The organism is Streptomyces sp. NPDC048461 (genome assembly GCF_055587105.1).
In genome coordinates this window covers 61,703-86,418 of sequence record NZ_JBVJGW010000007.1, presented here as the reverse complement: position 1 = coordinate 86,418, position 24,716 = coordinate 61,703, and the positions used below count along the sequence as shown (strand labels likewise).

General features: G+C 73.6%; 23 protein-coding genes and 1 tRNA gene. 16 read left to right on the top strand and 8 right to left on the bottom strand.

Going from position 1 to position 24,716, the window contains the following annotated elements:
* Positions 1-16: 16 nt before the first annotated feature.
* Positions 17-742: a nucleoside deaminase gene (locus tag ACZ6S8_RS14570; RefSeq protein ID WP_469455594.1), complete on the top strand. Its 726-nt coding sequence runs from the start codon at positions 17-19 to the stop codon at positions 740-742.
* A 100-nt stretch (positions 743-842) separates the two neighbouring features.
* Here ACZ6S8_RS14570 and ACZ6S8_RS14565 read toward each other — a convergent pair whose 3' ends face one another.
* A complete protein-coding gene (locus ACZ6S8_RS14565; RefSeq protein WP_469455593.1) occupies positions 843-1,610 on the bottom strand; it encodes a 4'-phosphopantetheinyl transferase family protein in 768 nt (255 codons plus the stop codon).
* 77 nt (positions 1,611-1,687) lie between these two features.
* Here ACZ6S8_RS14565 and ACZ6S8_RS14560 point away from each other — a divergent pair, with 77 nt between their 5' ends.
* Positions 1,688-2,458 (top strand): alpha/beta fold hydrolase, encoded by a 771-nt coding sequence (locus ACZ6S8_RS14560; protein WP_469455591.1) that lies wholly within the window; start codon positions 1,688-1,690, stop codon positions 2,456-2,458.
* 28 nt (positions 2,459-2,486) lie between these two features.
* On the opposite strand, the gene ACZ6S8_RS14555 is transcribed toward ACZ6S8_RS14560, so the two are convergent.
* A complete protein-coding gene (locus tag ACZ6S8_RS14555) occupies positions 2,487-3,035 on the bottom strand; it encodes a hypothetical protein (protein ID WP_469455589.1) in 549 nt (182 codons plus the stop codon).
* Between the two features lie 200 nt (positions 3,036-3,235).
* Between ACZ6S8_RS14555 and ACZ6S8_RS14550 the strand changes: the two genes are divergently transcribed.
* Positions 3,236-3,700: a phospholipase gene (locus ACZ6S8_RS14550; protein WP_469455587.1), complete on the top strand. Its 465-nt coding sequence runs from the start codon at positions 3,236-3,238 to the stop codon at positions 3,698-3,700.
* A gap of 480 nt (positions 3,701-4,180) precedes the next feature.
* Here ACZ6S8_RS14550 and ACZ6S8_RS14545 read toward each other — a convergent pair.
* Positions 4,181-4,256, bottom strand: a tRNA-Arg gene (locus ACZ6S8_RS14545).
* A 334-nt stretch (positions 4,257-4,590) separates the two neighbouring features.
* Here ACZ6S8_RS14545 and ACZ6S8_RS14540 point away from each other — a divergent pair.
* The 6 genes from ACZ6S8_RS14540 to ACZ6S8_RS14515 all read left to right on the top strand — a co-directional run bounded on the left by ACZ6S8_RS14540 (position 4,591) and on the right by ACZ6S8_RS14515 (position 13,382).
* A complete protein-coding gene (locus tag ACZ6S8_RS14540; protein WP_469455585.1) occupies positions 4,591-6,207 on the top strand; it encodes a dynamin family protein in 1,617 nt (538 codons plus the stop codon).
* 4 nt (positions 6,208-6,211) lie between these two features.
* A complete protein-coding gene (locus ACZ6S8_RS14535) occupies positions 6,212-8,062 on the top strand; it encodes a GTPase (protein WP_469455583.1) in 1,851 nt (616 codons plus the stop codon).
* Between the two features lie 100 nt (positions 8,063-8,162).
* Positions 8,163-8,570: a single-stranded DNA-binding protein gene (locus ACZ6S8_RS14530; RefSeq protein ID WP_469455581.1), complete on the top strand. Its 408-nt coding sequence runs from the start codon at positions 8,163-8,165 to the stop codon at positions 8,568-8,570.
* Between the two features lie 158 nt (positions 8,571-8,728).
* Positions 8,729-10,036 carry a thioester domain-containing protein gene (locus tag ACZ6S8_RS14525; protein ID WP_469455579.1) on the top strand — a complete coding sequence of 436 codons (1,308 nt, stop codon included), beginning with the start codon at positions 8,729-8,731 and terminating at the stop codon, positions 10,034-10,036.
* A 136-nt stretch (positions 10,037-10,172) separates the two neighbouring features.
* Complete coding sequence (locus tag ACZ6S8_RS14520) at positions 10,173-11,654, top strand: phosphatase PAP2 family protein (protein ID WP_469455577.1); 1,482 nt, start codon at positions 10,173-10,175, stop codon at positions 11,652-11,654.
* A gap of 102 nt (positions 11,655-11,756) precedes the next feature.
* Positions 11,757-13,382 carry an ALF repeat-containing protein gene (locus tag ACZ6S8_RS14515; protein ID WP_469455575.1) on the top strand — a complete coding sequence of 542 codons (1,626 nt, stop codon included), beginning with the start codon at positions 11,757-11,759 and terminating at the stop codon, positions 13,380-13,382.
* Between the two features lie 109 nt (positions 13,383-13,491).
* Here the strand turns inward: ACZ6S8_RS14515 and ACZ6S8_RS14510 are convergent, their stop codons facing one another.
* Entirely contained in the window at positions 13,492-14,115 is a 624-nt protein-coding gene (locus ACZ6S8_RS14510) for a hypothetical protein (protein ID WP_469455574.1), read from the bottom strand.
* Positions 14,116-14,483: 368 nt separating this feature from the next.
* On the opposite strand from ACZ6S8_RS14510, the gene ettA reads away from it, so the two are divergent.
* Genes ettA through ACZ6S8_RS14495 form a run of 3 tightly spaced genes read left to right on the top strand, consistent with a single transcriptional unit; the run spans position 14,484 to position 17,364 of the window.
* Entirely contained in the window at positions 14,484-16,148 is a 1,665-nt protein-coding gene (ettA, locus tag ACZ6S8_RS14505) for an energy-dependent translational throttle protein EttA (RefSeq protein ID WP_386526984.1), read from the top strand.
* 11 nt (positions 16,149-16,159) lie between these two features.
* On the top strand, positions 16,160-16,624 hold the full coding sequence (locus ACZ6S8_RS14500) for an acyl-CoA thioesterase (protein ID WP_469455571.1): 465 nt from the start codon (positions 16,160-16,162) through the stop codon (positions 16,622-16,624).
* The gene (locus ACZ6S8_RS14495) at positions 16,621-17,364 is read left to right on the top strand and encodes a DUF8010 domain-containing protein (protein WP_469455569.1); all 744 of its coding nucleotides are present in this window, start codon (positions 16,621-16,623) and stop codon (positions 17,362-17,364) included. Before ACZ6S8_RS14500 ends, ACZ6S8_RS14495 begins: the two co-directional genes overlap by 4 nt.
* 61 nt (positions 17,365-17,425) lie before the next feature.
* Here the strand turns inward: ACZ6S8_RS14495 and ACZ6S8_RS14490 are convergent, their stop codons facing one another.
* Positions 17,426-17,830 (bottom strand): globin, encoded by a 405-nt coding sequence (locus ACZ6S8_RS14490; protein WP_351277494.1) that lies wholly within the window; start codon positions 17,828-17,830, stop codon positions 17,426-17,428.
* Positions 17,831-17,957: 127 nt separating this feature from the next.
* On the opposite strand from ACZ6S8_RS14490, the gene ACZ6S8_RS14485 reads away from it, so the two are divergent.
* From ACZ6S8_RS14485 to ACZ6S8_RS14470, 4 genes are all read left to right on the top strand, one after another.
* Positions 17,958-18,950, top strand: coding sequence for a methyltransferase domain-containing protein (locus ACZ6S8_RS14485; protein ID WP_469455567.1), 993 nt, complete (start codon positions 17,958-17,960; stop codon positions 18,948-18,950).
* A 132-nt stretch (positions 18,951-19,082) separates the two neighbouring features.
* Positions 19,083-19,706 (top strand): P-loop nucleotide/nucleoside kinase family protein, encoded by a 624-nt coding sequence (locus tag ACZ6S8_RS14480; RefSeq protein WP_469455565.1) that lies wholly within the window; start codon positions 19,083-19,085, stop codon positions 19,704-19,706.
* Positions 19,703-20,371: a guanylate kinase gene (locus tag ACZ6S8_RS14475; RefSeq protein ID WP_469455563.1), complete on the top strand. Its 669-nt coding sequence runs from the start codon at positions 19,703-19,705 to the stop codon at positions 20,369-20,371. The genes ACZ6S8_RS14480 and ACZ6S8_RS14475 overlap by 4 nt, the downstream gene beginning before the upstream one ends.
* A gap of 55 nt (positions 20,372-20,426) precedes the next feature.
* Positions 20,427-21,923 carry a hypothetical protein gene (locus tag ACZ6S8_RS14470; RefSeq protein ID WP_469455561.1) on the top strand — a complete coding sequence of 499 codons (1,497 nt, stop codon included), beginning with the start codon at positions 20,427-20,429 and terminating at the stop codon, positions 21,921-21,923.
* Positions 21,924-21,929: 6 nt separating this feature from the next.
* Here the strand turns inward: ACZ6S8_RS14470 and ACZ6S8_RS14465 are convergent, their stop codons facing one another.
* The 3 genes from ACZ6S8_RS14465 to ACZ6S8_RS14455 all read right to left on the bottom strand — a co-directional run bounded on the left by ACZ6S8_RS14465 (position 21,930) and on the right by ACZ6S8_RS14455 (position 24,683).
* The gene (locus tag ACZ6S8_RS14465) at positions 21,930-22,781 is read right to left on the bottom strand and encodes a DUF1932 domain-containing protein (protein WP_469455559.1); all 852 of its coding nucleotides are present in this window, start codon (positions 22,779-22,781) and stop codon (positions 21,930-21,932) included.
* Positions 22,781-23,443: an HAD family hydrolase gene (locus ACZ6S8_RS14460; protein WP_469455557.1), complete on the bottom strand. Its 663-nt coding sequence runs from the start codon at positions 23,441-23,443 to the stop codon at positions 22,781-22,783. Before ACZ6S8_RS14460 ends, ACZ6S8_RS14465 begins: the two co-directional genes overlap by 1 nt.
* Positions 23,444-23,543: 100 nt before the next feature.
* The gene (locus ACZ6S8_RS14455; RefSeq protein ID WP_469455555.1) at positions 23,544-24,683 is read right to left on the bottom strand and encodes an FHA domain-containing protein; all 1,140 of its coding nucleotides are present in this window, start codon (positions 24,681-24,683) and stop codon (positions 23,544-23,546) included.
* Between the last annotated feature and the right edge of the window lie 33 nt (positions 24,684-24,716).

Below are 24,716 nucleotides of genomic sequence, written 5' to 3'. Positions count from 1 at the left end.
TGACGATAATGGCCGCATGGCACAAGGGCAGTTGAATTTCGGCGCGGCGTGGCGGACGGCCCCGGCGGCGGTACGGAGATCGCTCGCGCTCGCCTACGAGGCGCTGACCGCGGGCGGCCTGGCGGTGGGGGCGGTGCTGACGGACGCGGCGGGCACGGTGCTGTGCGAGGGACGCAACGAGGCGTACGAGGAGGGGCCGGGGAGGGGCCCGCTGCGCGGTACGCCGCTGGCCCACGCCGAGCTGAACGCGCTCGGCGCCGCCCGGACCGGCTGGGACCTCGGCGGGGCGGTGCTGTGGAGCACGCAGGAGCCGTGCGGGATGTGCGCGGCCGCGGCGGGGTTCACGGGGGTCGGCACGGTGCGGTACCTGGCCCCGGACCCGTGGGCTGCCCTGGCGAACGGCGCGCCGGGCGTCTCGGGAGCGGCGGGCGGCTCGCGGGGCACGAACGGTTCGGGTGGTGCGTCAGGTGCGTCGGGCGCGGAGGCGCTGGGCGAGGCGGTGTGGCTGCTGGCGGCGAACGTGATGTTCCTGCGGAGCGTGTCGGTGGCGTCGGCGGGCCCGGGCGAGCCGGAGATCCTGACGCGGCAGCGCACCGCCGAGCCGGAGACGGCGGCGCTGTACGACCGGGTGGCGCCGGGCCTGCCGACGGACCGCTCGGTGGAGGAGTGGCTCGACGGCATCTGGCCGGGCCTCCACGCCGGGGCCGAAGCCCGCGACCGGCGGCTGCTCCCCGGCGCCTGAGCGCCGCCCGCGCCCCCGCCCAAGCCCCGGGACACGCGCGGCGGGACACGCACGGAGCCCGCCCGCGCCCGCTCTGCCGGGGGCGTACAGCGCGACCGGCCTAGGCCGGGTGGTCGCCGACGGCGGATCCGGACCCGGCCGCGACGGCATCTGCGGCGCCGCCGCCGCCCGGGGCGGCGACAGCCACGGCCGCCGCGTAGCCCGCCGGGGCGGCGAGGTCCGTCAGGGTCCAGCCGGGCAGGGGCGCCGGGGCGGGAGCGGAGCCGATGTACGGGTCGACCAGCCCGAGCGCCAGGCCCGCACCGGTGCCCTTGAGGTAGGCCTCCTTGCGGGACCAGAGCCGGGCGAAGGCGATCTCCCGGGCGGACCCGGGCAGCGCGGCCAGCTCGGCGGTCTCCGTCGGGTGCAGGCTGTTCACCACGCTGGCCAGCGTCTTCGCGTCCGGCACCTGCTCCACGTCGATGCCGACCGGCAGCCGGGCGAAGGCGTAGTAGGCCAGGTCGCCGCTGTGCGAGAGGGAGAAGTGCACCGCACCCCCGGCCACGGCGGGACGCCCGTGGGGGCCGCCGCAGCACGGGCAGTCCTCCCGGACCAGCCCGACCTGTTCCGGCGCCAGCCCCAGGTAGCCGCCGAGCAACACCCGCAGCCCCAGGTGGGAGGCGACGTAGCGGAGCCGGTCCCCGGGGCGCACCAGCCGGGCGGCCCGGTCCCGTTCGCCCGCGTCCAGGATTTCGCCCGCCCGCTCGACCGGGCGGCCGGCGACCCGGGCGAGCGTGGTGTCCAGGGACCACACGGCCACGGCGCGGCCCCGGGGGAGCCCCCCGATCTGGGGTGCGTCACTGCCGAGTTGGTTCACGTGCTCGATCACCTGACGAGGGTAGTCCAGGAGGCGGCGGGGTTGACTGGCTACCCTCGTTCCTTTCCGACCCACAGGGGGAGCGCAGCGTGCAGAGTGCCGTGGTCACAGCGGAAGGCGACCGCATCCGCTGGGCGGAGCTGCCCGGAACGGAACCGGCCCGCGTGTACGTGCACGGGCTCGGCGCCACCTCGCCCGCCTACTTCGCGGCGGCCGCCGCGCACCCGCTGCTCGCGGGCCACCGGTCGCTGCTGGTCGACCTGCTGGGCCACGGGCACAGCGACCGGCCCGGGGACTTCGCCTACACGCTCGAAGCGCACGCCGACGCGCTGGCGGCCGCCCTCGCGGAGGCCTCGGTCGAGGGCGCCGAGGTGATCGCGCACAGCATGGGCGGCGCCGTCGCCATCGTGCTCGCCGCCCGGCACCCCCGCCTGGTCTCGCGGCTGGTGCTCGTCGACGCCAACCTCGACCCGCTGCCGTCGACTCCGGGCGCGGCCGGGAGCAGCGGGATCGCCGCGTACACGGAGGCCGAGTTCCTGGCCGACGGCTGGGCCGAGGTGCGGGACCGGGCCGGCGCCCACTGGTGGGCCACGATGCGGCTCGCCGGGCGGACCGCCTTGTACCGCAGTGCCGTTGGCGTGGTCACCGGCACGGTTCCCACCATGCGGGAGCTGCTGCTGGAGCTGAAGGTCCCGCGCACCTGTCTGCTGCCCGAGGCCGACGGCCCGCTCCCGGGCGCCGAAGCCCTGGAGGCCGCGGGGGTCGTGGTGGTGGCCGTCGCCGACTGCGGGCACAACATCATGCTCGACAACCCGGAGGCCTTCGCCCGCGCCACGGCGACGGCACTGGCCTCCGCCTGACGCACCTGCCCCGCCACGATGGCACTGCCTAGCGGCCCGGGTGCACGGCCCACGTCCCGGCCGGGGCGCCGGCGGAGGCGCGGGGCTGGGCCTTCACGCCGGGGGAGAGCGTGCCGTCGGTCCAGGCGTAGACCCGCTTGCCGCGCACGGCGACCTGATACTGACGCAGGTCCCGGCACTCGGGCCGCGCCTCGGCCCGTATGCCGTCCGGCCACCAGCGGGCCGCCAGATCCGGGTCCTGGACCTTCCCCGGTGTGCCCGAGGCGCACTGCGGCCCGTCCAGCGGGGTCTTGCCGAGCGTGAACCGGATCAGACGGGTCTCGCCGCTGGTGCGCACCTTCATCCGTACGTGCGTGGCGTCCTTGGGTATCCAGGACGGAAGGTCGAACTCCTTCTCCTTGCGGCCCCGCTGCCTGGGAGCGTCCGCGGCGGTCGCGAACTGCCTGCCCTTCTCGTGGAACACACGGTCGTTGACGACGTCGGTCACGGGGTTGGGCGGGAGGTTGGGCAGCGCGAAGGCGCCGATGGCGAGGACTCCCACGGTGGCGGCGGCGATGACGAGCGGACGGCGGTTCATGCCCTCCAGTCTCGGCGGGCCACCCCCACGCGCGCGTCCCTCCCCAGGACGAATCCCGACTCTGCCGGAAGTCTCATACGCGTCATACCTGAGAGCTGCGGCCGCCGGCCGGCCGGTGCAGTAACCCCATGGCCCCCACGGCAGTTGGCGGGGGTGCGGACCACCTCCCCGCCCCGCTCCCACTGCCCCGAGGAATGCCCATGCGCCGCCGTCGCCTCGTCCCCGCCCTCGCCTCGGCTGTCGCGGCCGCCCTGCTCGCCCTCGCCCCGCCCGCGTCGGCAGCCGCGGCCGTCCCCGCGGACAAGCCCCTGGTGCTCGAACGCTGGACCCAGACCGGCGCCGCCAGCTACGAGGCGTGGGCCGAGGCGCGCGCGCACCGGTCCACTTGGGCGGCGTACGGATTCGACTGGTCCACGGACCTCTGCACGTCCTCCCCGGACAACCCCCTCGGCTTCCCGTTCGGCGACGCCTGCGCCCGCCACGACTTCGGCTACCGCAACCACAAGGCGGCGGGTCTGTTCCCGGCCGCCAAGGCCCGCCTGGACCAGGCGTTCCACGCCGACCTCAGCCGGGTCTGCGCCCGGTACTCCGGCACCCGCAAGGGCTCCTGCGACGGCACGGCGTGGACGTACTACCAGGCCGTCAGGCTCTTCGGCATCTCCTAGGCCCGCGCCGGGCAGCCCGGTGATCCCCCGTGCGGAGTGGCGGAGACGGGCACCTGACGGACCCGGCACGACCCCTGATGCCCCGTCCGGCGAGCGCCTGGCGCGTCCCGTCGGAAGGCGCGCCCGAGAACTGGCCGAATGGCGGGGTTCCGGCCGTGCGGATCCGAGGCCGGGCGGGAGACCGAGCTCCCGCCCTACTGACCGCTATGCCCGATGTGTCTCTTCGGAGGTCGCGGCTCCGATGGGGCGGCGGGAGGTGGCGGAGGCCGGCCCCGGGATGCCGGAACCGGATCGGCCGCAGCCGCGAAATCCCGCACGGGTGCGCCGGGGCCGGTCCGGCCGACGCCGGTCGCCGGCGGTCGGACTCCGGCTCCCGCCGACCGGCCCCGGGGCTTACGGCGGTGCTACACCGGGCCCGCTAGGGTGCCTCTGACCTGCACGAAAGCCCTCCCGGAGGGAGGGCTTCGAAGGGTGGAGAAGTGGTGCCCCCGGCAGGACTCGAACCTGCGGCCAAGTGCTTAGAAGGCACCTGCTCTATCCACTGAGCTACGGGGGCCGGAAGGTGGCCGTGGTGGGCCTGGAGCCCCTGGTGGGGGTGGGGCTGCGGTCCGTGCCGGGTCAAGGATAGGGCTCCGGTTGCCTTGTCCCGGTTGCTTCACCCGCGTGCCACGATGTGGAGGTTCGGTGAAGCGGTCCCGATAATCGCAGGCAGGTGCGATTCTCGCATCGCTTTTGCGCCGCGGCGCCCCGGGTGTTGTGCACTCGTTATGCCTGCGCCCCACTCGTCCTTCGTGTCCCGTGATGTCCCTCCCGGGGTGGCGCTCGGCGCGCAGGGGACGTATAAGCTTCAAAAATGGTCCTAAATTGGGCATTCTTCGCATGTGGTGACCTTGGATGTTCGGCCTCAGCTGCTCGATGCCCTGTCCGCCCTGCGCGACCGGGTCGCGTCCGTGCGTCTGCCGCTGCCCCTGCCCGGCGCTCCGCGCGCCCGCCAGACCAGAGCCGAGCTGCTCGCGCAGCTCGACGACTACCTCGTACCCCGGCTGAAGGCGCCCGAGGCGCCGCTGCTCGCCGTTGTCGGCGGGTCCACCGGGGCCGGCAAGTCCACCCTCGTCAACTCCCTCGTCGGACGGCAGGTCAGCGAAGCCGGCGTGCTGCGCCCGACCACGCGCACCCCGGTGCTCGTCTGCCACCCGGATGACCACCACTGGTTCGCCGGGATGCGGATCCTCCCCGACCTGATGCGGGTCTGGGTTCCGCACGGGGAGGAGGAGGCCGTCCCGGTGGGCGCGTCCCGGCTCCCCGACCGCGGCCGCAGGGACACGCACGCGACCCGCGAGCTGCGGGTCGAGACCATCTCCGCCATCCCCCGCGGCCTCGCCATCCTCGACGCCCCCGACATCGACTCCCTCGTCGTCGAGAACCGCACGCTCGCCGCCGAACTCATCTGCGCGGCGGACGTCTGGGTGATGGTCACCACCGCCTCGCGGTACGCCGACGCCGTCCCCTGGCACCTGCTGCGCACCGCCAAGCAGTACAAGGCCACCCTCGTCACCGTCCTCGACCGGGTCCCGCACCAGGTGCTCGCCGAGGTCTCCCGGCAGTACGGAGCGCTGCTCACGCGGGCCGGGCTGGGCGACGTACCGCGGTTCACGGTGCCGGAACTGCCCGAGTCGACCGGCGGGGGCGGGCTGCTGCCGGCCAGCGCCGTCGCGCCGCTGTTTGCCTGGCTCGCCCACCACGCGCAGGACCCGGCCGCCCGGCAGTACGCCGTCGGGCGGACCGCGCTCGGCGCGCTGGACTCCCTCGCGCGGCGGATGCCGGAGCTCGCCTCGGCCGTCGCCGCCCAGCACGCCGCCGCCGTACGGCTGACGTCGGCCGTGGAGGACGCGTACAAGCGGGAGGGCAAGCGGGTGCGCAACCGCCTCGACCGCGGCGCCGTGCTGGCCGGGGACGCGCTCACGCGGTGGCGCGGCTACCCGCTCGACACGAGCGCCGACGAACTCCTCGACTCGCTCGCCGAGTCCCTCACCGCACTGCTCCAGTGCGCCGTCGCCGCCGCCGACGAACGGATCGCCGACGCCTGGCGGCGCGAGCCGGCCGCCGGAGCGGTACCGCTGCCCGCGCCCGACCGGGAGGCGGGGGAGCGCATCGGCATGGCCGTCAGGCGCTGGCGGCGCGTCCTGGAGGAACTCGCCGAGGAGGAGGTGGCACGGCTCGACAAGCAGCCGGCGCCCGACCCCGACGGCGTCGCCGCCCTCCTCGTCGCCGCCCTCCTCGGCGGCAAGCGGGCCCGCCCCGCGGGGGAGAAGCTCGCCGAACGCATCGGCGTACAAGCCGCCGTACGGCTGCGCGACCGGGGCGGAGAGCTGGTCGGCGACCACCTCGACCAGGTGCTGCGCGCCGAACGCGACCGGCGGCTCGCCCCGCTGGAGGCGCTCGAAGTGACCCCGGAACCACAGGCCGAGCTGATCGCCGCGCTGTCCGTACTGCAGAAGGAGAGGTGACGCGGTGACCGCCCTGACCGACCGGACCGACGACCGCTGGGACGACGGACTCATCGCCCGCTCGCGCCCCCGACCGGTGGACCGGCCGGAGAACGGCTCCGAACCGGGGGAGGGCGCCGACGAGGGCGACGACGCGCTCGTACGGGCCCTCTCCGGCGCCGGAAGCGACGGCGGCAAGGCACCCTCGCCCCCGCTCAGCCCCGAGGGGCAGGCGCTGCGGCTGCGCCTCGACGCGCTGCGCCAGCTGGTCGGACTGTCCCGGACCCGGCTCGACGGCAAGACCCTCGCCGAAGCCGGCCGGGTGCTCGACGAGGCGGCCGCACGGCGCGGCCTCTCGCCGCAGCACACGGTCGTCGCGATCGCCGGGGCCACCGGAAGCGGCAAGTCCACCCTCTTCAACTCACTCGCCGGGGTACAGATCTCCGAGACGGGGCTGCGCCGGCCGACGACCGCCGCGCCCATCGCGTGCAGCTGGTCGGACGGGGCGGCGGGCCTGCTCGACCGGCTGGAGATCCCCGGACGGCTGCGGCGCCGGCCCCGCGAGACCTCGGAGGCCGAGGCGCTGCGCGGCATGGTCCTCGTCGACCTGCCCGACCTGGACTCCGCGGTCGGCGCGCACCGCGACCACGTCGACCGGGTGCTGGCGCTGGTCGACGCGGTGGTGTGGGTGGTGGACCCGGAGAAGTACGCGGACGCCGTCCTGCACGAGCGCTATCTGCGGCCGCTGGCCGGGCACGCGGAAGTCACCTTCGTGGTGCTGAACCAGGTGGACCGGCTGCCCGGGGAGTCCGCCGACCTCGTCCTGGACGACCTGCGGCGCCTCCTCGACGAGGACGGCATCGCGCTCGGCGAACACGACGAGCCCGGCGCCACGGTCCTCGGCCTGTCCGCGCTGACCGGCGAGGGCGTCGGGGAACTGCGCGAACTCCTCGGACAGTTCACCCAGGAGAAGGGCGCCGCGACCCGGCGCATCTCCGCCGACGTCGACCGTGCGGCCGTGCGCCTGCGCCCGCTGTACGTCGCCGACGGCCACCCCGGGCCCGAGATCGGCGAGACGGCCCGCGCCGAGTTCGAGGACCGGCTCGCCGAGGCGGTGGGCGCGTACGCGGCCGGGCTCGCGGCCGAGCGCGCCTGGCGGCGCAACGCCGGAAAGGCGTGCGGGACCCCGTGGCTGCGGCTGTGGCGCTGGTACGAGGGCCGCCGCGCCCCGCGCACCCTGGCGGGCCTGGCCGCCCTCGCGGCGATCGGGGGCCGGGGCCCGGTGACCCCGGAGGCGCCGGTCGAGGAGGAGGTGACCGCGCGCCAGCGCGTGGAGCAGGCCGTACGGGTCGTCGCCGACGAGGCGGTCACCGGTCTGCCCGACCCGTGGGCGCAGGCGGTGCGCGAGACGGCGGTGCGCGGAGCCGAACACCTCCCGGAGGCGCTGGACGAGATCGCCGTGACCCTCGGGGCGGCGCTCGCGGTACCCGGCGTGAAGCCGCCGCGGCCCGCGTGGTGGCCGGCGGCCGTGCTGGGGCAGGCGGCCATGACCCTGCTGCAGATCTTCGGCGGGCTGTGGCTGGTCGGTCAGATCGTCGGGGTCCTGGAACCGCGGCTGATGCCGCCGGTGCTGCTGATGGTGGCGGGCATCATCGGCGGGCCGCTGGTGGAGTGGGCCTGCTCCCTCGCCGCGCGCGGACCGGCCCGGCGGTACGGGCAGGACGCGGAGCGCAGGCTGCGGCAGGCGGCGGCCGGCTGCGGCCGGGCCCGGGTGCTGGAGCCGGTGGCGGCGGAACTGCTGCGCTACCGGGAGGTGCGCGAGCAGTACGCGACGGTGGCCGCAGGGGGGAGCCGGTTGTCCACAACCCGTCAGTAGTCCACAGGCTCCGGCAGGATGCGGCGGCCGCCCCCAGCATGGTTCCCACACCCCGTGCGGACGGTCCGCACGGCGGGGAACGCGGGGGAGGGCGGCCGGGATGAACGACACCCTGGTGACGCTGGTGGGCCACGTGGCCACGCAGATCGACTACAAGGAGACGCCGAACGGTCCGTCGGCGAGGTTCCGCTTCGCGGTGACGCCGCGGTACTTCGACCGGCGCAAGGAGCTCTGGGCCGACGGGGCGACCAGCTTCTACACCGTGTGGGCGCGGCGGACGCTCGCCCTGAACCTCGCCGGGTCGGTGTCGGTCGGCGAACCGCTGGTGGTGCACGGCAGGCTGAGGGTGCGGGAGGACCCGCCCGACGGGGAGGGCAACCGCTGGTTCTCGGCGGACATCGAGGCGACCGCCGTCGGACACGACCTGAACCGCGGTACCGCGGCGTTCCGCAGGGTGGTCACGACGGACACTCCCCTGATGGTCAATCAGAGGGCGGCGGTGGGTTGAGTGTTCGAGGTGGATAGGATTCCCCGGTACTCACGGGCACCTGGGCCTTCGGCCCGAAGGGGAAGACTGTGTCGATTGCCGTTCCCGCATCCTCCGCTCCTGATTCCGCTCCGTCACGTCCCGGCGGTCTTCCACCGGCCGGTTCCGCTGCCTCCGCGGTGTGTTCTGCCGCCGCGTCCGCGACCGGGGTCGCCCGGTCCGGCGCGCGGCGTCCGCTGGCGGTGGCCCTGCTGGCCGCGGCCCTCGCCGGCGCCCCCGCCGCACAGGCGGCGGCCGACTCCGATCCGGTGGGCTCCCGGACACCGGAGGGCGCGAGCGCCGTCCTGGACGGGCTGAAGACGTACGGGCAGGCGGTCCTGCACTCCGGGGACGGATCGGTGCGCCGCATCCCGGCCGGGCTCTACGAGATGCGGGTCGACGGCGGCGGCATGCTCCAGACGTACGGGGTCGGGGTCGAGGGCAACGCACAGCCCCAGGCCCGGTACACCGAGAGCGGCTGGAGCGGCAGCCCGCTGGCGGCCAAGGGCGAGGCGGGCCGGATCCGCTGGGTCCTGGAGCACTCCTACCCCCAGCTGAACGACCTGGCGGGGCTCGCCAAGGCCGCCGGAGCCGCGGGGCTCACCGCGGAGAGCGCCGCGGCGGGGACCCAGGTGGCGATCTGGCGCCTGGCCGACGGCGCCCGGGTGGAGGCCGCGGACCCCGAGGCCGAGAAGCTGGCCGACTACCTCCAGCGGGCGGCGGGCCTGCTGCCGGAGCCGCCCGCCTCGCTCGCGCTGGATCCGGGTGACGTCTCCGGGCCGGTGGGCACGCGGCTCGGCCCGGTGACCGTGCGGACCGGGGCGCGCAGCGTGTCGGTGATCCCGGACGCGGCGGCCGTGGAGATGGGGGTGCGGGTGGTGGACGCCGAGGGGAAGCCGCTGGAGAGCGCCGCGAACGGGACCCGGCTCTACTTCGAGGTGCCCGCGGGCACTCCCGACGGGTTCGCCTCGGTCACGGTGCAGGGCGCGACGAAGGTGCCGGTCGGGCGGGTCTTCACCAGCGGGGTGCCGGCGCAGGCGCAGATCGTGGCCGGCTCCAGCGAGTCGGCGGCGAGGGCGACGGCCTCGGCGATGTGGCCGGCCGTTCCCGCCGCCGACCCGGCCCTGGCGGGGACCACGGCCGCCACGACCTCCGGCACGGGCTCCGGGCCGGGCGCGGGGACGGGTGCCGCAACGGCCTCCGGAGCGAGCGCCGGAACCGTCTCCGGGGCGAGCACCGGTACGGGCTCCGGGCCGTCGGCGATGACCCTGGGCACGCAGTCGGACGCGCTCTCGCCGGACTCCCCGGACGGGGAGCGGCTGGCCGCCAGCGGGAGCTCGGCGGCGACCCCGGTCATCGCCTCCCTGGCGGTGGGGCTCGTGGTCCTCGGCGGTCTGGTCGTCCTGGTGCTCCGCAAGCGCCCGCTGGAGGGCGAGGACCAGGCCTGACCCGGCCCCGTCGGCCCCTCGCCGCCCAGGTCGGCCGCCCGTCGCCCCGCGGGGCGACGGGGCCGGGCCCGCCGCCTGTCCGATCTGCCACCTGTCCGGCCGATTTCGGACCGCCGGCCGGGGGTAGGGGCGGGAGATGGTTGATCAGGAACTGACCTGGCAAGGCGCGGTCGCACAGTGGGACCGCGGACTGTTCGACATGGTGGCCCGGCGGCACTGGCCCGGAGCCGACCGGGTCCTGCCGAGACTCGGACGGGCCGCGAACCACGGGGTGCTGTGGGGCGGGACCGCGGCGGCGATCGCCGTGTTCGGGTCGGCCGGAGCGCGCAAGGCCGCCGTCCGGGGAATGGCCTCCCTGGCGCTGGCCTCCGCGACCATCAACACCGTCGGCAAGTGGTCCGTGCGCCGCGCCCGGCCGCGGCTGGACGGCGTGCCCGCCGTACGGCAGCTGTCGACGCAGCCGCAGACCACCTCGTTCCCCTCCGGGCACTCGGCCTCCGCCTTCGCCTTCGCCGCCGGGCTGGCCCTGGAGTCCCCCGGCTGGGGCGCGGTGGTGGCCCCGGTCGCGGCTTCGGTCGCGTTCTCCCGGGTGTACACGGGGGTGCACTACCCCTCCGACGTCGTCGCGGGCGCCGCGCTGGGAGTGGCCGCGGGGTTCGTCGTACGGCGGCTCGCGCGGGACGCGCAGGAGGCCCGGGTCGTGCCGGGTGACGAACGGACCGCCGCCGGCGCGCCGGCCCTGCCCGACGGGGAGGGGCTCACGGTGGTGGTCAACACCGGTTCGGGCACGGCCGCCGCCGCGGGGCTCGACGTACTGCGCTCCCGGCTCCCCAAGGCCGAGGTGGTGGAGTGCGGCGCCGCCGAGCTGACCGCCGTGCTGGCCGCGGCGGCCTCGCGGGCGACCGTGCTCGGGGTGTGCGGCGGCGACGGCACCATCAACGCCGCCGCCTCCGCCGCCCTGCGGGCCGGGGTACCGCTGGCGGTGTTCCCGGGCGGCACCCTCAACCACTTCGCGCTCGACCTCGGTCTCGCCGGATCCGCGGACACCTGCGCCGCGGTCGCCGCGGGCGAGGCCGTGCACATCGGGGTGGGCCGGTTCACCCCCGGGCCCGGGGGCGGCGATTCCGGCTACTTCCTGAACAACTTCAGCATCGGCGCGTACCCCGAACTGCTCGGCCACCGCCTCCGCTGGGCCCCGCGGATCGGCGGCGGCCCGGCCGCGCTGCTGGCGGCCTGGAAGGTGCTGCGCGCCCAGCGGCCCGTACGGCTGCGGCTGGCCGGGCGGCCCCGGAGCGTGTGGCTGCTCTTCGCGGGCAACGGCACCTACCACGGCACCGGCCCCACGCCGCGCCGCCGCGACAACCTCGGCGAGGGCCTCCTCGACCTCCGTCTCGTCTACGGCGGCGGCCGGCCCGGTCCCCGCCTGCTGGCCGCGGCGTTCGCGGGCCCGCTGAGCCGCTCGCCCGTCCACACGGCGACCCGGCTGCGCAGCCTGCGCATCGGGGACATCCCGGCCGGCACCCCGCTGGCGTACGACGGGGAGTACGCGGAGGCGCCGGCCGCGCTGGTGCTGGAGGAGCTGCCGGACGCGCTCACGGTGTACCGGCCGCGGACGTGACTCCTCCGTTTGAACCCGTTCGATTCTGGGTGGCAAACCGTCTACAGTGACCCCGAAATCAAGATCTTTAGATCTTGTAATGCCGACATATGGGGTCTGTCTGTGAAGTTGTCCCGGATCGCCGCAGTGGTCGCCGCTGCCGCCATTGCTCCGGCCGTACTGCTCGCGTCGCCGGCTTCCGCCGCCGACGCCGCCTTCGCGGGAACGGGGGCGGGGACGGGGGCGCCGTCGTCGCCGTCCGCTCCCGACCTGGCTCCGGCCGGAGCTGCCGAGGACGCCCCCGTCCTGAAGCCGGTCGTGGAGCCGGTGGGCAAGCCGGTGGAGAAGGCTGCCGTGAAGCCGCCGGTGGAGCCGGCCGCGGAGGCCGTCGCCGGACCGGTGCGGCCGGCGGTGAGGCCCGCAGCCGAGCGGGCCGCGGAGAAGACCGCCGGGACGGGTGCGGCGGGCGGCGAGGGCGAGAAGCCCGCGGCCAAGCTCGCGGCCAAGGCCGCCGACGAGCCTGCCGGCGAGCCCGCTCGGAAGCTCGCCGAGACGTCCGGCGACGAGGATGATCCGATCGTGGCGGACCGGATGGCCATCCTGCGGATCATGGCGGCCTCCGAGCCGGGATCGGTCGTCCGGGAGCAGGGCAGCAAGGCCATCGACGGCGGCCCGGCCGCGATGCGCGCCTTCCTGGAGACCGGCCAGTTCCAGGCGCGCATCACCGACGACCGGATCGCGGTCCTGCGGATCCTCTCGCTCGCGAAGCGCGGCTCCGAGGTGTACGAGGAGGCCCAGAACGCACTGAACGGCACGCCGGCCGACCTCCGCGCCTTCCTGGAGACCGGTCAGCACGTGGCCCGCGCCTCCGATGACAGCGTCCTGCTCGCCGGGATCGCCGAGAGCGAGAAGGGCTGGGCCGTGGGCGACGCGGCGGACGCCCTGCTGTTCCGCAGCGCCTCTCCCGCCGAGATGCGCCGCTTCCTGGAGGTCACCCAGCACGAGCTGCGCGACGACGACAACCGGGTCCGCATCTCGCGGATCGTCGCCGGCGCCACCCCCGGGGTGAAGGAGGCCGCCAAGACCGCCCTCAAGGGCTCCCCGCAGGACCGTGCCGAGTTCCTCAAGACGGGCTGGTCCCGGGCGCAGGCCGACGACTACCGCGTCGAGCTGGCCCGGATCGACGATGCCGAGGACGGTCCGGTCCTCTCCAAGGCGATCGGCGAGCTGCTGCGGGGCAACGCGACCCTGGAGGAACTGCGCCGGTTCCTCGAGGTGACCCGGTTCGAGCTGCGCGACGAGGACAACCGCCTGCGCATCGCGAAGATCGTCGCCGACGGCGGTCCCGAAGTGGTGAAGGCGGGCAACGCCGCCCTCAAGGGGTCCGCGCAGGACCGTGCCGCGTTCCTCACGACCGGGCAGTACGAGGCACGGGCCAAGGACAAGACCGCGGGGACCACCGGCACGACCACGGCGACGGGCACCACGGGCAGCACGGGCACCGGCACCGGCCCGCAGCAGGTCGTCACCACCGGGTCCGGCACCGGCACCGGCACCGTCAGCACCGCGGACACCGCAGCCACCGGCAACGGCAGCGTGACCGCCCTGGCCGGCCGGGGCAGCTCCCTGGCCTCCACGGGCACCGACGCCGCGGCCACCTGGGCCGCCACCGGCGCGGGCACCGCGCTCGTGGCCGGCGCGGGCCTCGTGCTCGCCACCCGCCTGCGCCGCCAGGGCTCCGACGCCTGACACACCCCGCACTCCGCCCCGCTCCGCCCCGTGGGGGCGCCGCCCACCGGCGGCGCCCCACGGGGCACGCCCGTTCGTACGTACCGGGGTAACGGGCACGGGGTCCGCCTCAGCTCTCCGTAGGCGCCTGAGACCCGTCGGCGGCCGCGCTACGGGCGCCGGGGCCGATCGAGGAGGGGCCTGCGGGGCGTACGTCCACCCCCAGGTCGGCCCGCATGGCGCTCCGCATGCCGACCCAGCGGTCATTGGCGCGCATGAGACGGCCCTGTATCTCCTCGAATGAGCCGTCGGCCGCCGCATTGCCCTCCTCCAGCCGCATGACCCGGTTGTAGATGCGTGCGAGGGTCTGGGCCATGGAGTCCAGCTCGTCCAGTACGGCATCGGACGCGACCATCTGCGCCTCGGCGAACGAGGCGTGCATCGCGTGGCGCGCGTCCTCCAGGGCCGTTCGCCCGGTCGGGGTGACCTCCGCCTTGTGGACGAGCCACAGGTAGTTCATGAGCTCGACGCGGTACCGGCGATAGGCGGCGTTCGCCGTCACGTAGCAATCGCGCCGTTTGCCCAGCTCGATGACCTGCTGCTCGCGCACCCACTGGGCATCGGCCGCACGTTCCTGGCGCTCGGAGTGTTCCGACTGGGCGCGTGTGAGAAGGCGCTGCGACAGGACAGGCGCCAGGAGGGTGCCTGCCACGGCGATCGTCGTGCCGGCGAGCGCGAGCAGAGTGCTGTCCACGGTTCCTCCGAGCGGTGCGGCGGTGATTCAGCGCCATCCTGGCGGGCGAGCCGACGGAGCGGCCGGTCTTTCCCGCATCCGGACCGGATCCGCATCCGGACCGGATCCGCATCCGCATCCGCATCCGCATCCGAACAAGCCGGGCCAGGGGCTGGGGCTCCTTGGCCGCGCGTCGTCGGCCCGCCCCTCCGTACACACCCCGATGGGGTCCGGGCGGCCCGGACAGCCGGGGGTGGTGACCAGGGGGTGAGACTCGGGGGTGGTCTCGCCCCAGCTCAGGGGGTCTGACCTACCCATTCGCCCGCAGGTATGGACGGCTGGCAAGATGGGGTGTATCTGCCCACCATCGATCTGCCGGACGGTTTCTCTTGGCTGAGTTCATCTACACCATGCGCAAGACGCGCAAGGCGCACGGCGACAAGGTGATTCTTGATGACGTCACCCTGAACTTCCTGCCCGGCGCGAAGATCGGTGTGGTCGGCCCGAACGGTGCCGGTAAGTCCACCGTTCTGAAGATCATGGCGGGCCTGGAGCAGCCGTCCAACGGCGAGGCGTACCTCTCGCCCGGCTTCACCGTCGGCATCCTCATGCAGGAGCCCAAGCTCGACGAGTCGAAGACCGTCCTGGAGAACGTCCAGGACGGCGCCGCCGACACCATGAAGAAGCTGCACCGCTTCAACGAGGTCGCCGAGCTCATGGCGACCGACTACACGGACGCCCTCCTCGACGAGATGGGCAAGCTCCAGGAAGACCTGGACCACTCCAACGCCTGGGACCTCGACGCCCAGCTGGAGCAGGCCATGGACGCCCTGGGCTGCCCGCCCGGCGACTGGCCCGTCACCAACCTCTCCGGTGGCGAGAAGCGCCGCGTGGCGCTCTGCAAGCTGCTGATCGAGGCCCCGGACCTGCTCCTCCTCGACGAGCCCACCAACCACCTCGACGCCGAGTCGGTGAACTGGCTGGAGCAGCACCTCTCGAAGTACGCGGGCGCCGTGGTGGCCGTGACCCACGACCGGTACTTCCTGAACAACGTCGCCGAGTGGATCCTCGAACTCGACCGCGGTCGCGCCCTGCCCTACGAGGGCAACTACTCCACGTACCTGGAGAAGAAGGCGACCCGCCTCAAGGTCGAGGGCCGCAAGGACGAGAAGCGCCAGAAGCGCCTCAAGGAAGAGCTGGAGTGGGTGCGGTCCAACGCCAAGGGGCGTCAGACCAAGTCCAAGGCCCGTCTCGCCCGTTACGAGGAGATGGCGGCCGAGGCCGACAAGATGCGGAAGCTGGACTTCGAGGAGATCCAGATCCCGCCGGGCCCGCGTCTCGGTTCGATCGTGGTCGAGGTCAACAACCTCTCCAAGGCGTTCGGTGACAAGGTCCTCATCGACGACCTGTCGTTCACGCTGCCGCGCAACGGCATCGTCGGCATCATCGGCCCCAACGGCGCCGGCAAGACCACGCTCTTCAAGATGATCCAGGGCCTGGAGACGCCGGACTCCGGCGCCATCAAGGTCGGCGACACGGTCAAGATCAGCTACGTCGACCAGAGCCGCGCCAACATCGACCCCAAGAAGACCCTCTGGGCGGTCGTGTCGGACGAGCTGGACTACATCAACGTGGGCCAGGTCGAGATGCCGTCCCGCGCGTACGTCAGCGCCTTCGGCTTCAAGGGCCCGGACCAGCAGAAGCCGGCCGGCGTCCTGTCCGGTGGTGAGCGCAACCGCCTCAACCTGGCGCTGACGCTCAAGGAGGGCGGCAACCTGCTGCTCCTCGACGAGCCCACCAACGACCTCGACGTCGAGACCCTGTCCTCGCTCGAGAACGCGCTCCTCGAATTCCCCGGTGCGGCCGTGGTCATCTCCCACGACCGCTGGTTCCTCGACCGGGTCGCCACGCACATCCTGGCGTACGAGGGCGAGTCCAAGTGGTACTGGTTCGAGGGCAACTTCGAGTCGTACGAGAAGAACAAGATCGAGCGCCTCGGTGCGGACGCGGCCCGCCCGCACCGCGCCACCTACAAGAAGCTGACCCGGGGCTGAGGTCGAAGACCATGGCCAGACACCACTACAGGTGCCCCCTCCGCTGGGCGGACATGGATGCCTTCGGGCACGTCAACAACGTCGTCTTCCTCCGCTACCTGGAGGAGGCGCGCATCGACTTCATGTTCCGCCTGGCGCCGGGGGAGGGCAGTGAGTCCTTCACGGGCGGTTCCGTCGTGGCCCGTCACGAGATCGACTACAAGCTGCCCCTCGTGCACCGCCACGAGCCGGTGCTCATCGAGTCCTGGGTGACCCGGATAGGTGCCGCGTCCCTGACCATCCGCTACGAGGTCAAGGACGAGGCGACCGACGAGCGGCCCGAGACGGTCTACGTGCGCGCCGAGACCGTGGTCGTGCCGTACAACCTCGCCGAGGGGCGGCCCCGCCGCATCACGGCCGAGGAGAAGCTCTTCCTGGAGGAGTACCTCGACCGGTCCGAGGCGCCGAAGCGTGCCGAAGGGCGCCTCGCGGCATGAGCGGGCAGCTGCGCTTCGCCGATCCCGGGGAGGCGGCGGACCTCGCCGCCTTCCTGGGCCGGCTGGTGCACTACGACCGCGCCGCCGCGGTCCGCCTCCAGGCGGGCGGCGGCGCGGTCGCCGTCTTCGGGCGGCCGCCCTCCTTCGACGTGCTGGCCGTCCGCACGGTCCGGCTCGCCGGACCCGTCACCACCCCGCTGGACGTGACCGTGTCCGCCGGCGAGCTGCTGGAGCACGTGGACGAGGCCTCCGCCTCGGCCGCGGTCCCCGGGCCGGTCACCGGCCCGCCCTGGACCGGTGTGCTCCCGCCCCGCGGCGGCTGGCGGCAGCTGGACGGGCTGCCCGGCCCCGAGGCCGTACGGGCGGCCGTGGCGGCCGCCGTCGCCGAGTTCCGCACGCGGGACGCGGCGCTGCCCCCGCAGCACCGGACCCGGTCCGAGCGCGACCGCATAGGCCGCGAGATCTGGTCCCGCCCGCTGGGCGACACCGAGCTCCCGATGCGCGCCGTGCACGCCGCGCAGGCGCTGGGCTTCCTGCGGGCGGCACGGGTTCCGGTGCCCGCTGCCCCCGCCTCCGTTTCCGGCCCGGCCCCCGCGTCCGCTTCCGCCCCCGCGCCCGCCCCCGTGGCGTTGCTCGCCGCCGGGAACTGGCTGCGGCTGCGGACCCCGTACGGCTCCGTCGCCCTGCGCCGCCCGGGCGCCGCGGGCGGCCTCGGCGCGCTCGGGGTACGGCCGGTCTAGCCCGCCCCGTACGCGGTCCGGGGCTCCCCGTACGGAGTGCGCCTCGGCCGGCGGTGCCGATTCAGCCGGCGGTGTTGATCATCGACGCGGCCGCGTACGTCAGGTACTTCCACAGCTGCGCCTCGTGCTCCGGCGCCAGCCCCAGCTCGTCCAGCGCGACCCGCATGTGCTTCAGCCAGGCGTCGTGCGCCGCCGCGTCCACCTGGAACGGGGCGTGCCGCATGCGCAGGCGCGGGTGCCCGCGGTGCTGGCTGTAGGTGGTCGGGCCGCCCCAGTACTGCATCAGGAACAGGGCGAACCGCTCCTCGGCGGGACCCAGGTCCTCCTCCGGGTACATCGGGCGCAGCAGCGGGTCCTCCGCGACCCCCTGGTAGAAGCGCCGGACGAGACGGCGGAAGGTCTCCTCGCCGCCGACCTGCTCGTAAAAGGTCTGCTCCTGAAGCGTGCCCCGCGGAATCTCATTCACCCGACCATCGTCTCAGACGCCCGGACGGAGGTCCCGGGTCCTAGGACCTCCCGACGGAAGCCGCGACGGCGCCCCGAGGAGCCCCCGAGCGGTCGCACGCACGCGCCCCGCGCAGGACAGTGGAGGCATGGCCGCACACACCGCAGGCACCGGGGCCCGCGATCTGCGGGAGGCCGCGCACGCCGCCCAGGTCCGCGAGCTGTCCGCCGCCGGGGCGCTGGACGATCCGCACTGGCGGGCGGCGTTCACCGCGGTGCCCCGGCACGTGTTCGTCCCCTACTTCTGGACCGGCCGGGGCGCGGGCCACGAACGCCTCTGGTCCGAGGACCCCGACCCCGAGCGGCGGGCCCGCTGGCTGCGCGGGGTCTACGCCGACGCCCCGCTGGCGACCCGGCTGCGCGACGGCGAGCTGCTCTCCTCCAGCAGCCAGCCCTCCCTGATGGCGAGGATGCTGGAGGCGCTCGGGGTGCGCGACGGCGACCGCGTGCTGGAGATCGGCGCGGGCACCGGATACAACGCCGCCCTGCTCTGCCACCGGCTCGGCCAGGACCTCGTGACGACCGTGGACCTCGACGAGGAGATCACCGAGTCCGCGCGCTCCCACCTGGCCCGGCTCGGCTACCGGCCCGCCGTGGTCACCGGCGACGGAGCCCGCGGATGCCCGTCCCGGGCCCCCTTCGACCGGATCATGGCCACCTGCACGCTCCCGCTGGTCCCGTACGCCTGGCTCGGCCAGTGCCGGCCGGGGGCGCGGATCCTGGCCCCGCTGGCGACCGGCCTGATCGCCCTCACCATCCGCGACGCGGAATTCGCCGAGGGCGGCTTCCTGCAGACCCCGGCCTACTTCGTCCCGCTGCGCGGCGCCACGGCGGCGCCGGCCGGGCGGGCCGGGACCTCGTACGGGGACCCGTACGACCTCGTGGACAACGAGCGGTTCGAGTTCCTGCTGGTGCTCACGGCGGGCGTGCTGCACCCCCGCGAAGCCCTGGACCTGTGGCGCCGCGAGGACCGCCCGGCCCGCGAACGCTTCGGCGTCACGGTCACCGCCGAAGGCCAGTGGTCCTGGCTCGACGACCCCGGGGGCCCGTACGTGTGGCCACTGGGAGAGCCGGTGCGCTGAAGGCCGTCCCGCTCCCTGACATGCGGTGCTGTCGCGGCTCGACACCATGGGTGGCAGTCAACTCTCGCGCCGGTCAACGAGGTTGGGTACTAGAGTGCGCTGAGTGCAACGGTCACGCTTGGGGGAGTCTCGTTGAGTACTGGTTCGGTCCCGTCCCGTCGGACGGTCGCCCTCGTCCTGGTCACCGGATACGCCGGGTCCGGGAAGTCGGAGGCGGGGAAAATGATGTCGCAGGCGACCGGCTGGCCCCTGCTGGACAAGGACACGCTGACCAGGCCCCTGACGGAGTCGTTGCTGAGACAGCTCAACGGTGATCCCGACGACCGGCAGAGCCGCCTGTACGTCGAGACCGTGCGGCCGCTCGAGTACGAGGCCCTGATGAAGGCCTGCTGGGAGAACCTCGAATGCGGGGTGACCGTCGTCGCGGTGGCGCCGTTCCTGGGAGAGGTCACCGACCCGCAATGGGTCAGCCGTACTCGTCGGCACTGTTCTCGACTGGGCGCGGGTCTGGAGATGGTGTGGGTGGACAGTGACGCGTCCTCGATGCGGGAACGGCTCACCTCGCGCAATGCCTCACGGGATACGTGGAAGCTCACGAACTGGCGGCAGTACGCGGCGTCGATTCCATCGGAGCAGCGCCCCGTCGGCGATTTCCACCTGGTCGACAATCGTGTCACCGCGATGACTCCGCTCGCGGAACAGGTGGAATCGGTTGCCGCGGTGCTGGCCGATCGCTACGAGGAGGCCGGCGAGTGACCGTGGCACCAGGACACGGGGAAGATGCCGGACGTATCGGCACCACGGGCGGAGGGGTCGTCCTCTTCGGTCCGCCGGCAGCGGGGAAGGACACGATCAGCGCTGCCCTGGCGCGGCGCGACGCACGGTTCGGTCAACTGCGGAAGGTGAAGGTCGGATCGGGGCGCACCGCCGGGTACCGGATGGCCGACCGGGACGAGCTCGTATCCCTCCGCTCCGCAGGACGGGTGGTCCTGGAGACGGAGCGTTACGGCAATACCTACGCCATCGACCGTGCCGACATGGAAGCGATGCGTGAAGGCGGGGGCATCCCCGTGGTGCACATGGGGAGCGTCGACCACCTGCGCTCCTTCACCGCCGCCGTCGACGAACCCTGGCTGTGCGTGCTGCTGTGGGTGCCTCGCTTGGTGTGCGGTGAGAGGTCCCTGGGACGGGGCGACCGCGATACGGCCGACCGCCTCGCGGCCTGGGACGAAGCCCTGGCCGATCTCGCCGCAGTGCCCGAGGGCGAGCGGCTCTTCCACCTCTTGGTGCGTTCCGATCAATCCGATCCGGAGCGCGTCGCCGAGCTGGTGGAGACGGCCTTCGCGCGACCCGGGTGGGAGTACGCGCGGCCCGGGGCGCTGACCGAGCTGCTTGGAGGGACCGTCACGGTCCACCCGTGAAGTCCTTGGGGGAATCGCCCGGCGGACGCTCACGTGCCGGGACGGAGGGGGAGTGGTGGGGGCGATCAGCACGCTGGACGCGCTGGCGCGGGTCGCGCGCGTGGAGGTGCCGACGGGCGGGGAGCGGAACCTGGCGATCAGCCAGCGGGACATCGACGACTCCCTCGTCCTGGACTCGCTGACCGCAGGGCGGCTGGCTCTGACCCGGGTCAGCACGGACGGAATCATCGCCGTACGCTCCTGCGTCGTCGAAGAGCTGATCATCGACCACTGCACGGCCGACGCCCTGCTCGTCAGCAACTCGCGCATCGGCCGGCTGATCATCCGCAACACCCCGCTGAACTGTGAGATCGACGTCAGCGAATCGACCCTCGAGGTCCTGGACGTGCATTCGTGCGGCCTGACGCGGTTCGAAGGCGTACGGGTGACGGACTCGGTCCAGATCGTGGCCATGCGGGGCCCCGTCCACCTCAAGCGATTGCGGGCGGCGACGGTGACCCTGCGAAGTCAGGCGGCCGTCGGACGGCGTCGTCGCCCGACGGTTGCCCTGGAGAACCTGAACATCACCGAGACGATCTCGCTCGATGACCTCTGGCTGGCCGGTCTCACGCTGGACGAGGTCGATGTATCGACTCTGTTGCTCCGGCGCGTCCGTGTGGACGCCCCCTTCCGCGGCACCGGAGTGCGCTGCAGGGACGGGCTCCGCATCAACGGCATGGTGGTCCCGGGGGAGGCGAGTGCCCTCTCGGACAGCGAGGTCCGGGGAACCGCCGAGGTGAGGGGGCTGCGCCATGTGGCCACCGTTCCCGCGCAGCGTCGCGAACCCGGGACAGCGGAGCCCGCCGCTACGGTCGGTACGGCAGAACTGGCCATCCGCTCATCGAGCATCGCCCGGCTCCGCGCCGGGGCGGACGAGGTCTCTCCACTGGTGGTGGAGCTGGCGGACAGCGCGGTGCAGTCGCTCGCACTGCCCAGCGGACCGGCGCGGTTCCGGCTGGCCGGAACGAGCAGCATCCGAGAAGTCGATCTCGGGGATGCGGTCTTCCGCAACGACGAGCAGGTCACCGGGTTCCTCGAACGAGTCTTCACCCGCGTGAGCCCGGGCGCGCTGGAGGCTGTACGCACGACTCTGCAGCAGCGGCGCCGGATGTCGGAGGGCGACCAGCTCTACTACTTCACCCGCCAGCGGGAGGCGCAGGACGGGACCCTGCTCCATCGCCTCGTCGGGCGCGGCCTGCTCGGCGGAGTCCTGGGCTGGGGCGTCCGGGCCCGCAACCCGGCGCGCACGCTCGGCGGCGCAATGCTGTCCACAGGCGCCGTACTGCATCTGTCCGGTTTGGGGGGCAGCTCAGCAGGCGGTGGACTGCTTGACGCGGTCGCCGCGGGCAAGGCCCTCACCTTGGCCTGCGCCCTCTGGCTCAACATCGGAGTGGGCGCCCCGTCCGAGTTGAAGACGCATGCCTGGACCGCACTGGCGGTGGGCTGCACCGGAGGCGGGCTGCTCTTCACCACGCTGACCGTCGGCATCGTCATCCGCAAGCTCGTGCGATGAGGACCGTCAGCTCTGACGGGGGTCCGATGTCAGAAGGGCCAGTGCCTCTTCGACGCTCAAGGAACTGTCGCGTGCGGCGTCCCAGTGTTCCAGAGTGCGTGCAGCCGCCCGCATCAAGTTGTCGGGCAGGCCCGCGTCCCTGAGCAGGTCACCGGCATCGGCGAGTTCGGGCCCCCAACGCCATGCCCGAGAGGCGGTTTTGGGGATGTAGTCGGTCTCCGTGAGATAGCTGCCGGCGCGCTTGGCCGCGATGGAGACGAGTTCTTCGCCCACACCGTGTGTCCGGGCGGCGGCATAGGCGAGGGCAGCCAGGACACGAGAGGCCTTCTGATAGCTGGAGTATGAGAGTTTCAGAGCGGATGCGGCGCCGATCTCCCTCTCCAGGTCCCGTGCGCCGATGTCGGTGCCGTCGAAGAGACGGGCGGCCCATTGGGTGTGGACCTCTGATCCGGACAAGTAGAGGACCGGCTTCTTGCCGCCGACGGGAGGGGACCCGATCACCGCCGCGTCGACGACGTGCGCCCCGGCGAGGAGTTCCGCGATGCGTCGCATCCGCTCCGGTGCGATCGCATTGGCCTCGATGTACGTCCGGTCGGCGAAGCCGTACGCATGGACCTTGGCAGCGGTCTCCTCGGCTGCGGCGGGCGGGCAGAGGGCGAGGACGGTGTCGGACCGGTCCAGCAGTTCCGGAAGGGCCACCGGTTCGATTCCGGCAGCTTCGGCCCGGTTTCGCGTCGCGTCGCTGCGACCCGCTGGGCACCACAGCACGGTCGTCCCCTTCGCGCGGAGCTGGGCGCCGAAGGCCGCCCCCATGCTGCCGGGGTGCAGCAGCCCCACGGTGATGTCGGCGGCCGGCATCAGATCCTCCTCGATCGGGAGTGTTCCACGAGCAGCTCCAGTGCTGCCGCAGCGGTGGGCGCAGCCCGGTCGGGCGGGGCGTGGGCGGTGGGCCAGTGGGAGAGGCTGCCGATCCAGACGGTGCGAAGACCGGCGGATCTGCCGCCCGCGATGTCCTTGACCGGGTCGTCGCCCACCATCCATCCACCGTCTTCCACGGACATCCCGCAGAGTTCGGCGGCGGCCGCGAACAGCCCTCGGTCCGGCTTCCGCACGCCGATTTCCCCGGATACGCACACCGCGTCGACGTGGCCCGCGATGCCGGTGGCGTGCAGTTTGGCCCATTGGATGTCAGCGGATCCGTTCGTCGCGACGCCCACGCGCCAGCCGCTCTCCCTCAGCGTGTCCAGGCCCTCCAGCACGTCTCGGGGGCACGATGTCAGCTCGGCCGTGTCTTCGACGTAGACCCGCCACAGGTCCTCTGAGGGGGAGGCCAGACCGTAGGCGCTGCGGATCGCGGAGAAGTCCTCGGGACGGGCACGCTCGGCCAGGCGGTCCAGGACCGTTGCCCGGTCGATGTCGTCGAGACCGTGACGGCACGCGAACCGGGCGATCACCGCGCTGAGGGTGCGGCGACGGTCGATCAGCGTGTCGTCGAGGTCGAAGAGAGCGAGGCGCTGCACCACCGCAGCGTAGTGGGTAAGGCCGGTCGACCGGCCCGGTGGATGGGACACACGGGCCTGCCGGGGCCGGCGAGCGGCCCCGGCGGACCGGGCGCGGGGGTCAGGAGCGGCGGAGGGTGATCGTGGTCCAGGCGCCCACGTGGACGCGGTCGCCGTCGGCCAGGGGGACCGGGACGTAGGGCTGGATCGGCTCCTCGCCGCCGTTGATCGTGGTGCCGTTGGTGGAGTTCTGGTCCACCACCGCCCAGCTGAGGTCCGGCTGCTGGACCAGGACCGCGTGCTGGTGGGAGACGCCCGGGTCCTCCGGGGGCACCGACAGGTCGATGTCCGGGGACTCGCCCGTGGAGGCGCGGCGGCGGCCGATGGTGATCTGGCCGCCGGACAGCGGCAGGTGCTGCTCCGGGGAGTACGCGGGCAGGTTGAGCGCGGCCGCCTCCGGGCCGCTGCGCTGCATCATCGCCATGAAGTACGAGCGGTCCGGGCCGATCGTCGCCGACCACGAGCCGCCGCCCTGGGGCGCGAAGGACTGTGGCGGGTGGGGCTGGTGCTGCTGGTACGACGGCTGGTGCTGGTGCTGCGCGTACTCCTGGTACTCCTGCTGCGGGGGCTGCTGCTGATACTGGTGCTGCTGCTGAGGCTGCTGGTACTCCTGCTGCGGTTCGTGCGCGGGAGGCGGGAGCAGCCAGTCGTCCTCGCGCTGGAGCGGCTCGGCCCCGCGGTTCACCCGGGAGGGCCGCGAGCCCTGGTACTCGAAGTGGTCCTGGGCGTACGTGCCGGGGTTCTGCGCGGGCGGCGTCGGCGGGGGGAGGGGAGTGACGCCGGGACCGGGGGTGCTGCCCTGCGGGAGCCGGCCGCCCTGCGGAGCCTGGCCCTGGCCCTGGCCGTGCGGCCCCTGACCCTGCGGACCCTGACCCTGACCCTGGCCGTGCGACCCCTGGCCCTGGCCGTGCGCGCCCTGGCCCTGCTGCCCCTGGTCCGGGGTGGCCGGCGGCGCGTACGAAGTCGGCGTACGGGTCAGGAAGTTGTACCGGCACTCCTCGCAGAACGGGGCCATGGCCTCGCGCGGGGTCCGGCACTGCGGGCAGAGCTCGGCCTGGGTGGTCGGCTCACCGGAGGTCGGGGGGTAGCCGTAGCCGTAGGAGGGCGCGGCGGGGGCGCTCTCCCGGGCAGCCATGCGGTGGCCGCAGACCTCGCACCAGTCGTCGGAGGCGGACTGGTGCCCGTTCGGGCAGGTCGGCATGGCGGCGCTTCCCCCTTCTTCTCCCTGCGTCAT

What these genes read in the sequence shown, in the direction of transcription:
- ACZ6S8_RS14570 (WP_469455594.1), top strand. Translation starts at nt 17, where the DNA reads ATGGCACAAGGGCAGTTGAATTTCGGCGCGGCGTGGCGGACGGCCCCG.
- ACZ6S8_RS14555 (WP_469455589.1), bottom strand. Translation starts at nt 3,035, where the DNA reads ATGAACCGCCGTCCGCTCGTCATCGCCGCCGCCACCGTGGGAGTCCTC.
- ACZ6S8_RS14550 (WP_469455587.1), top strand. Translation starts at nt 3,236, where the DNA reads ATGCGCCGCCGTCGCCTCGTCCCCGCCCTCGCCTCGGCTGTCGCGGCC.
- ACZ6S8_RS14530 (WP_469455581.1), top strand. Translation starts at nt 8,163, where the DNA reads ATGAACGACACCCTGGTGACGCTGGTGGGCCACGTGGCCACGCAGATC.
- ACZ6S8_RS14520 (WP_469455577.1), top strand. Translation starts at nt 10,173, where the DNA reads ATGGTTGATCAGGAACTGACCTGGCAAGGCGCGGTCGCACAGTGGGAC.
- ACZ6S8_RS14500 (WP_469455571.1), top strand. Translation starts at nt 16,160, where the DNA reads ATGGCCAGACACCACTACAGGTGCCCCCTCCGCTGGGCGGACATGGAT.
- ACZ6S8_RS14495 (WP_469455569.1), top strand. Translation starts at nt 16,621, where the DNA reads ATGAGCGGGCAGCTGCGCTTCGCCGATCCCGGGGAGGCGGCGGACCTC.
- ACZ6S8_RS14485 (WP_469455567.1), top strand. Translation starts at nt 17,958, where the DNA reads ATGGCCGCACACACCGCAGGCACCGGGGCCCGCGATCTGCGGGAGGCC.
- ACZ6S8_RS14465 (WP_469455559.1), bottom strand. Translation starts at nt 22,781, where the DNA reads ATGCCGGCCGCCGACATCACCGTGGGGCTGCTGCACCCCGGCAGCATG.
- ACZ6S8_RS14455 (WP_469455555.1), bottom strand. Translation starts at nt 24,683, where the DNA reads ATGCCGACCTGCCCGAACGGGCACCAGTCCGCCTCCGACGACTGGTGC.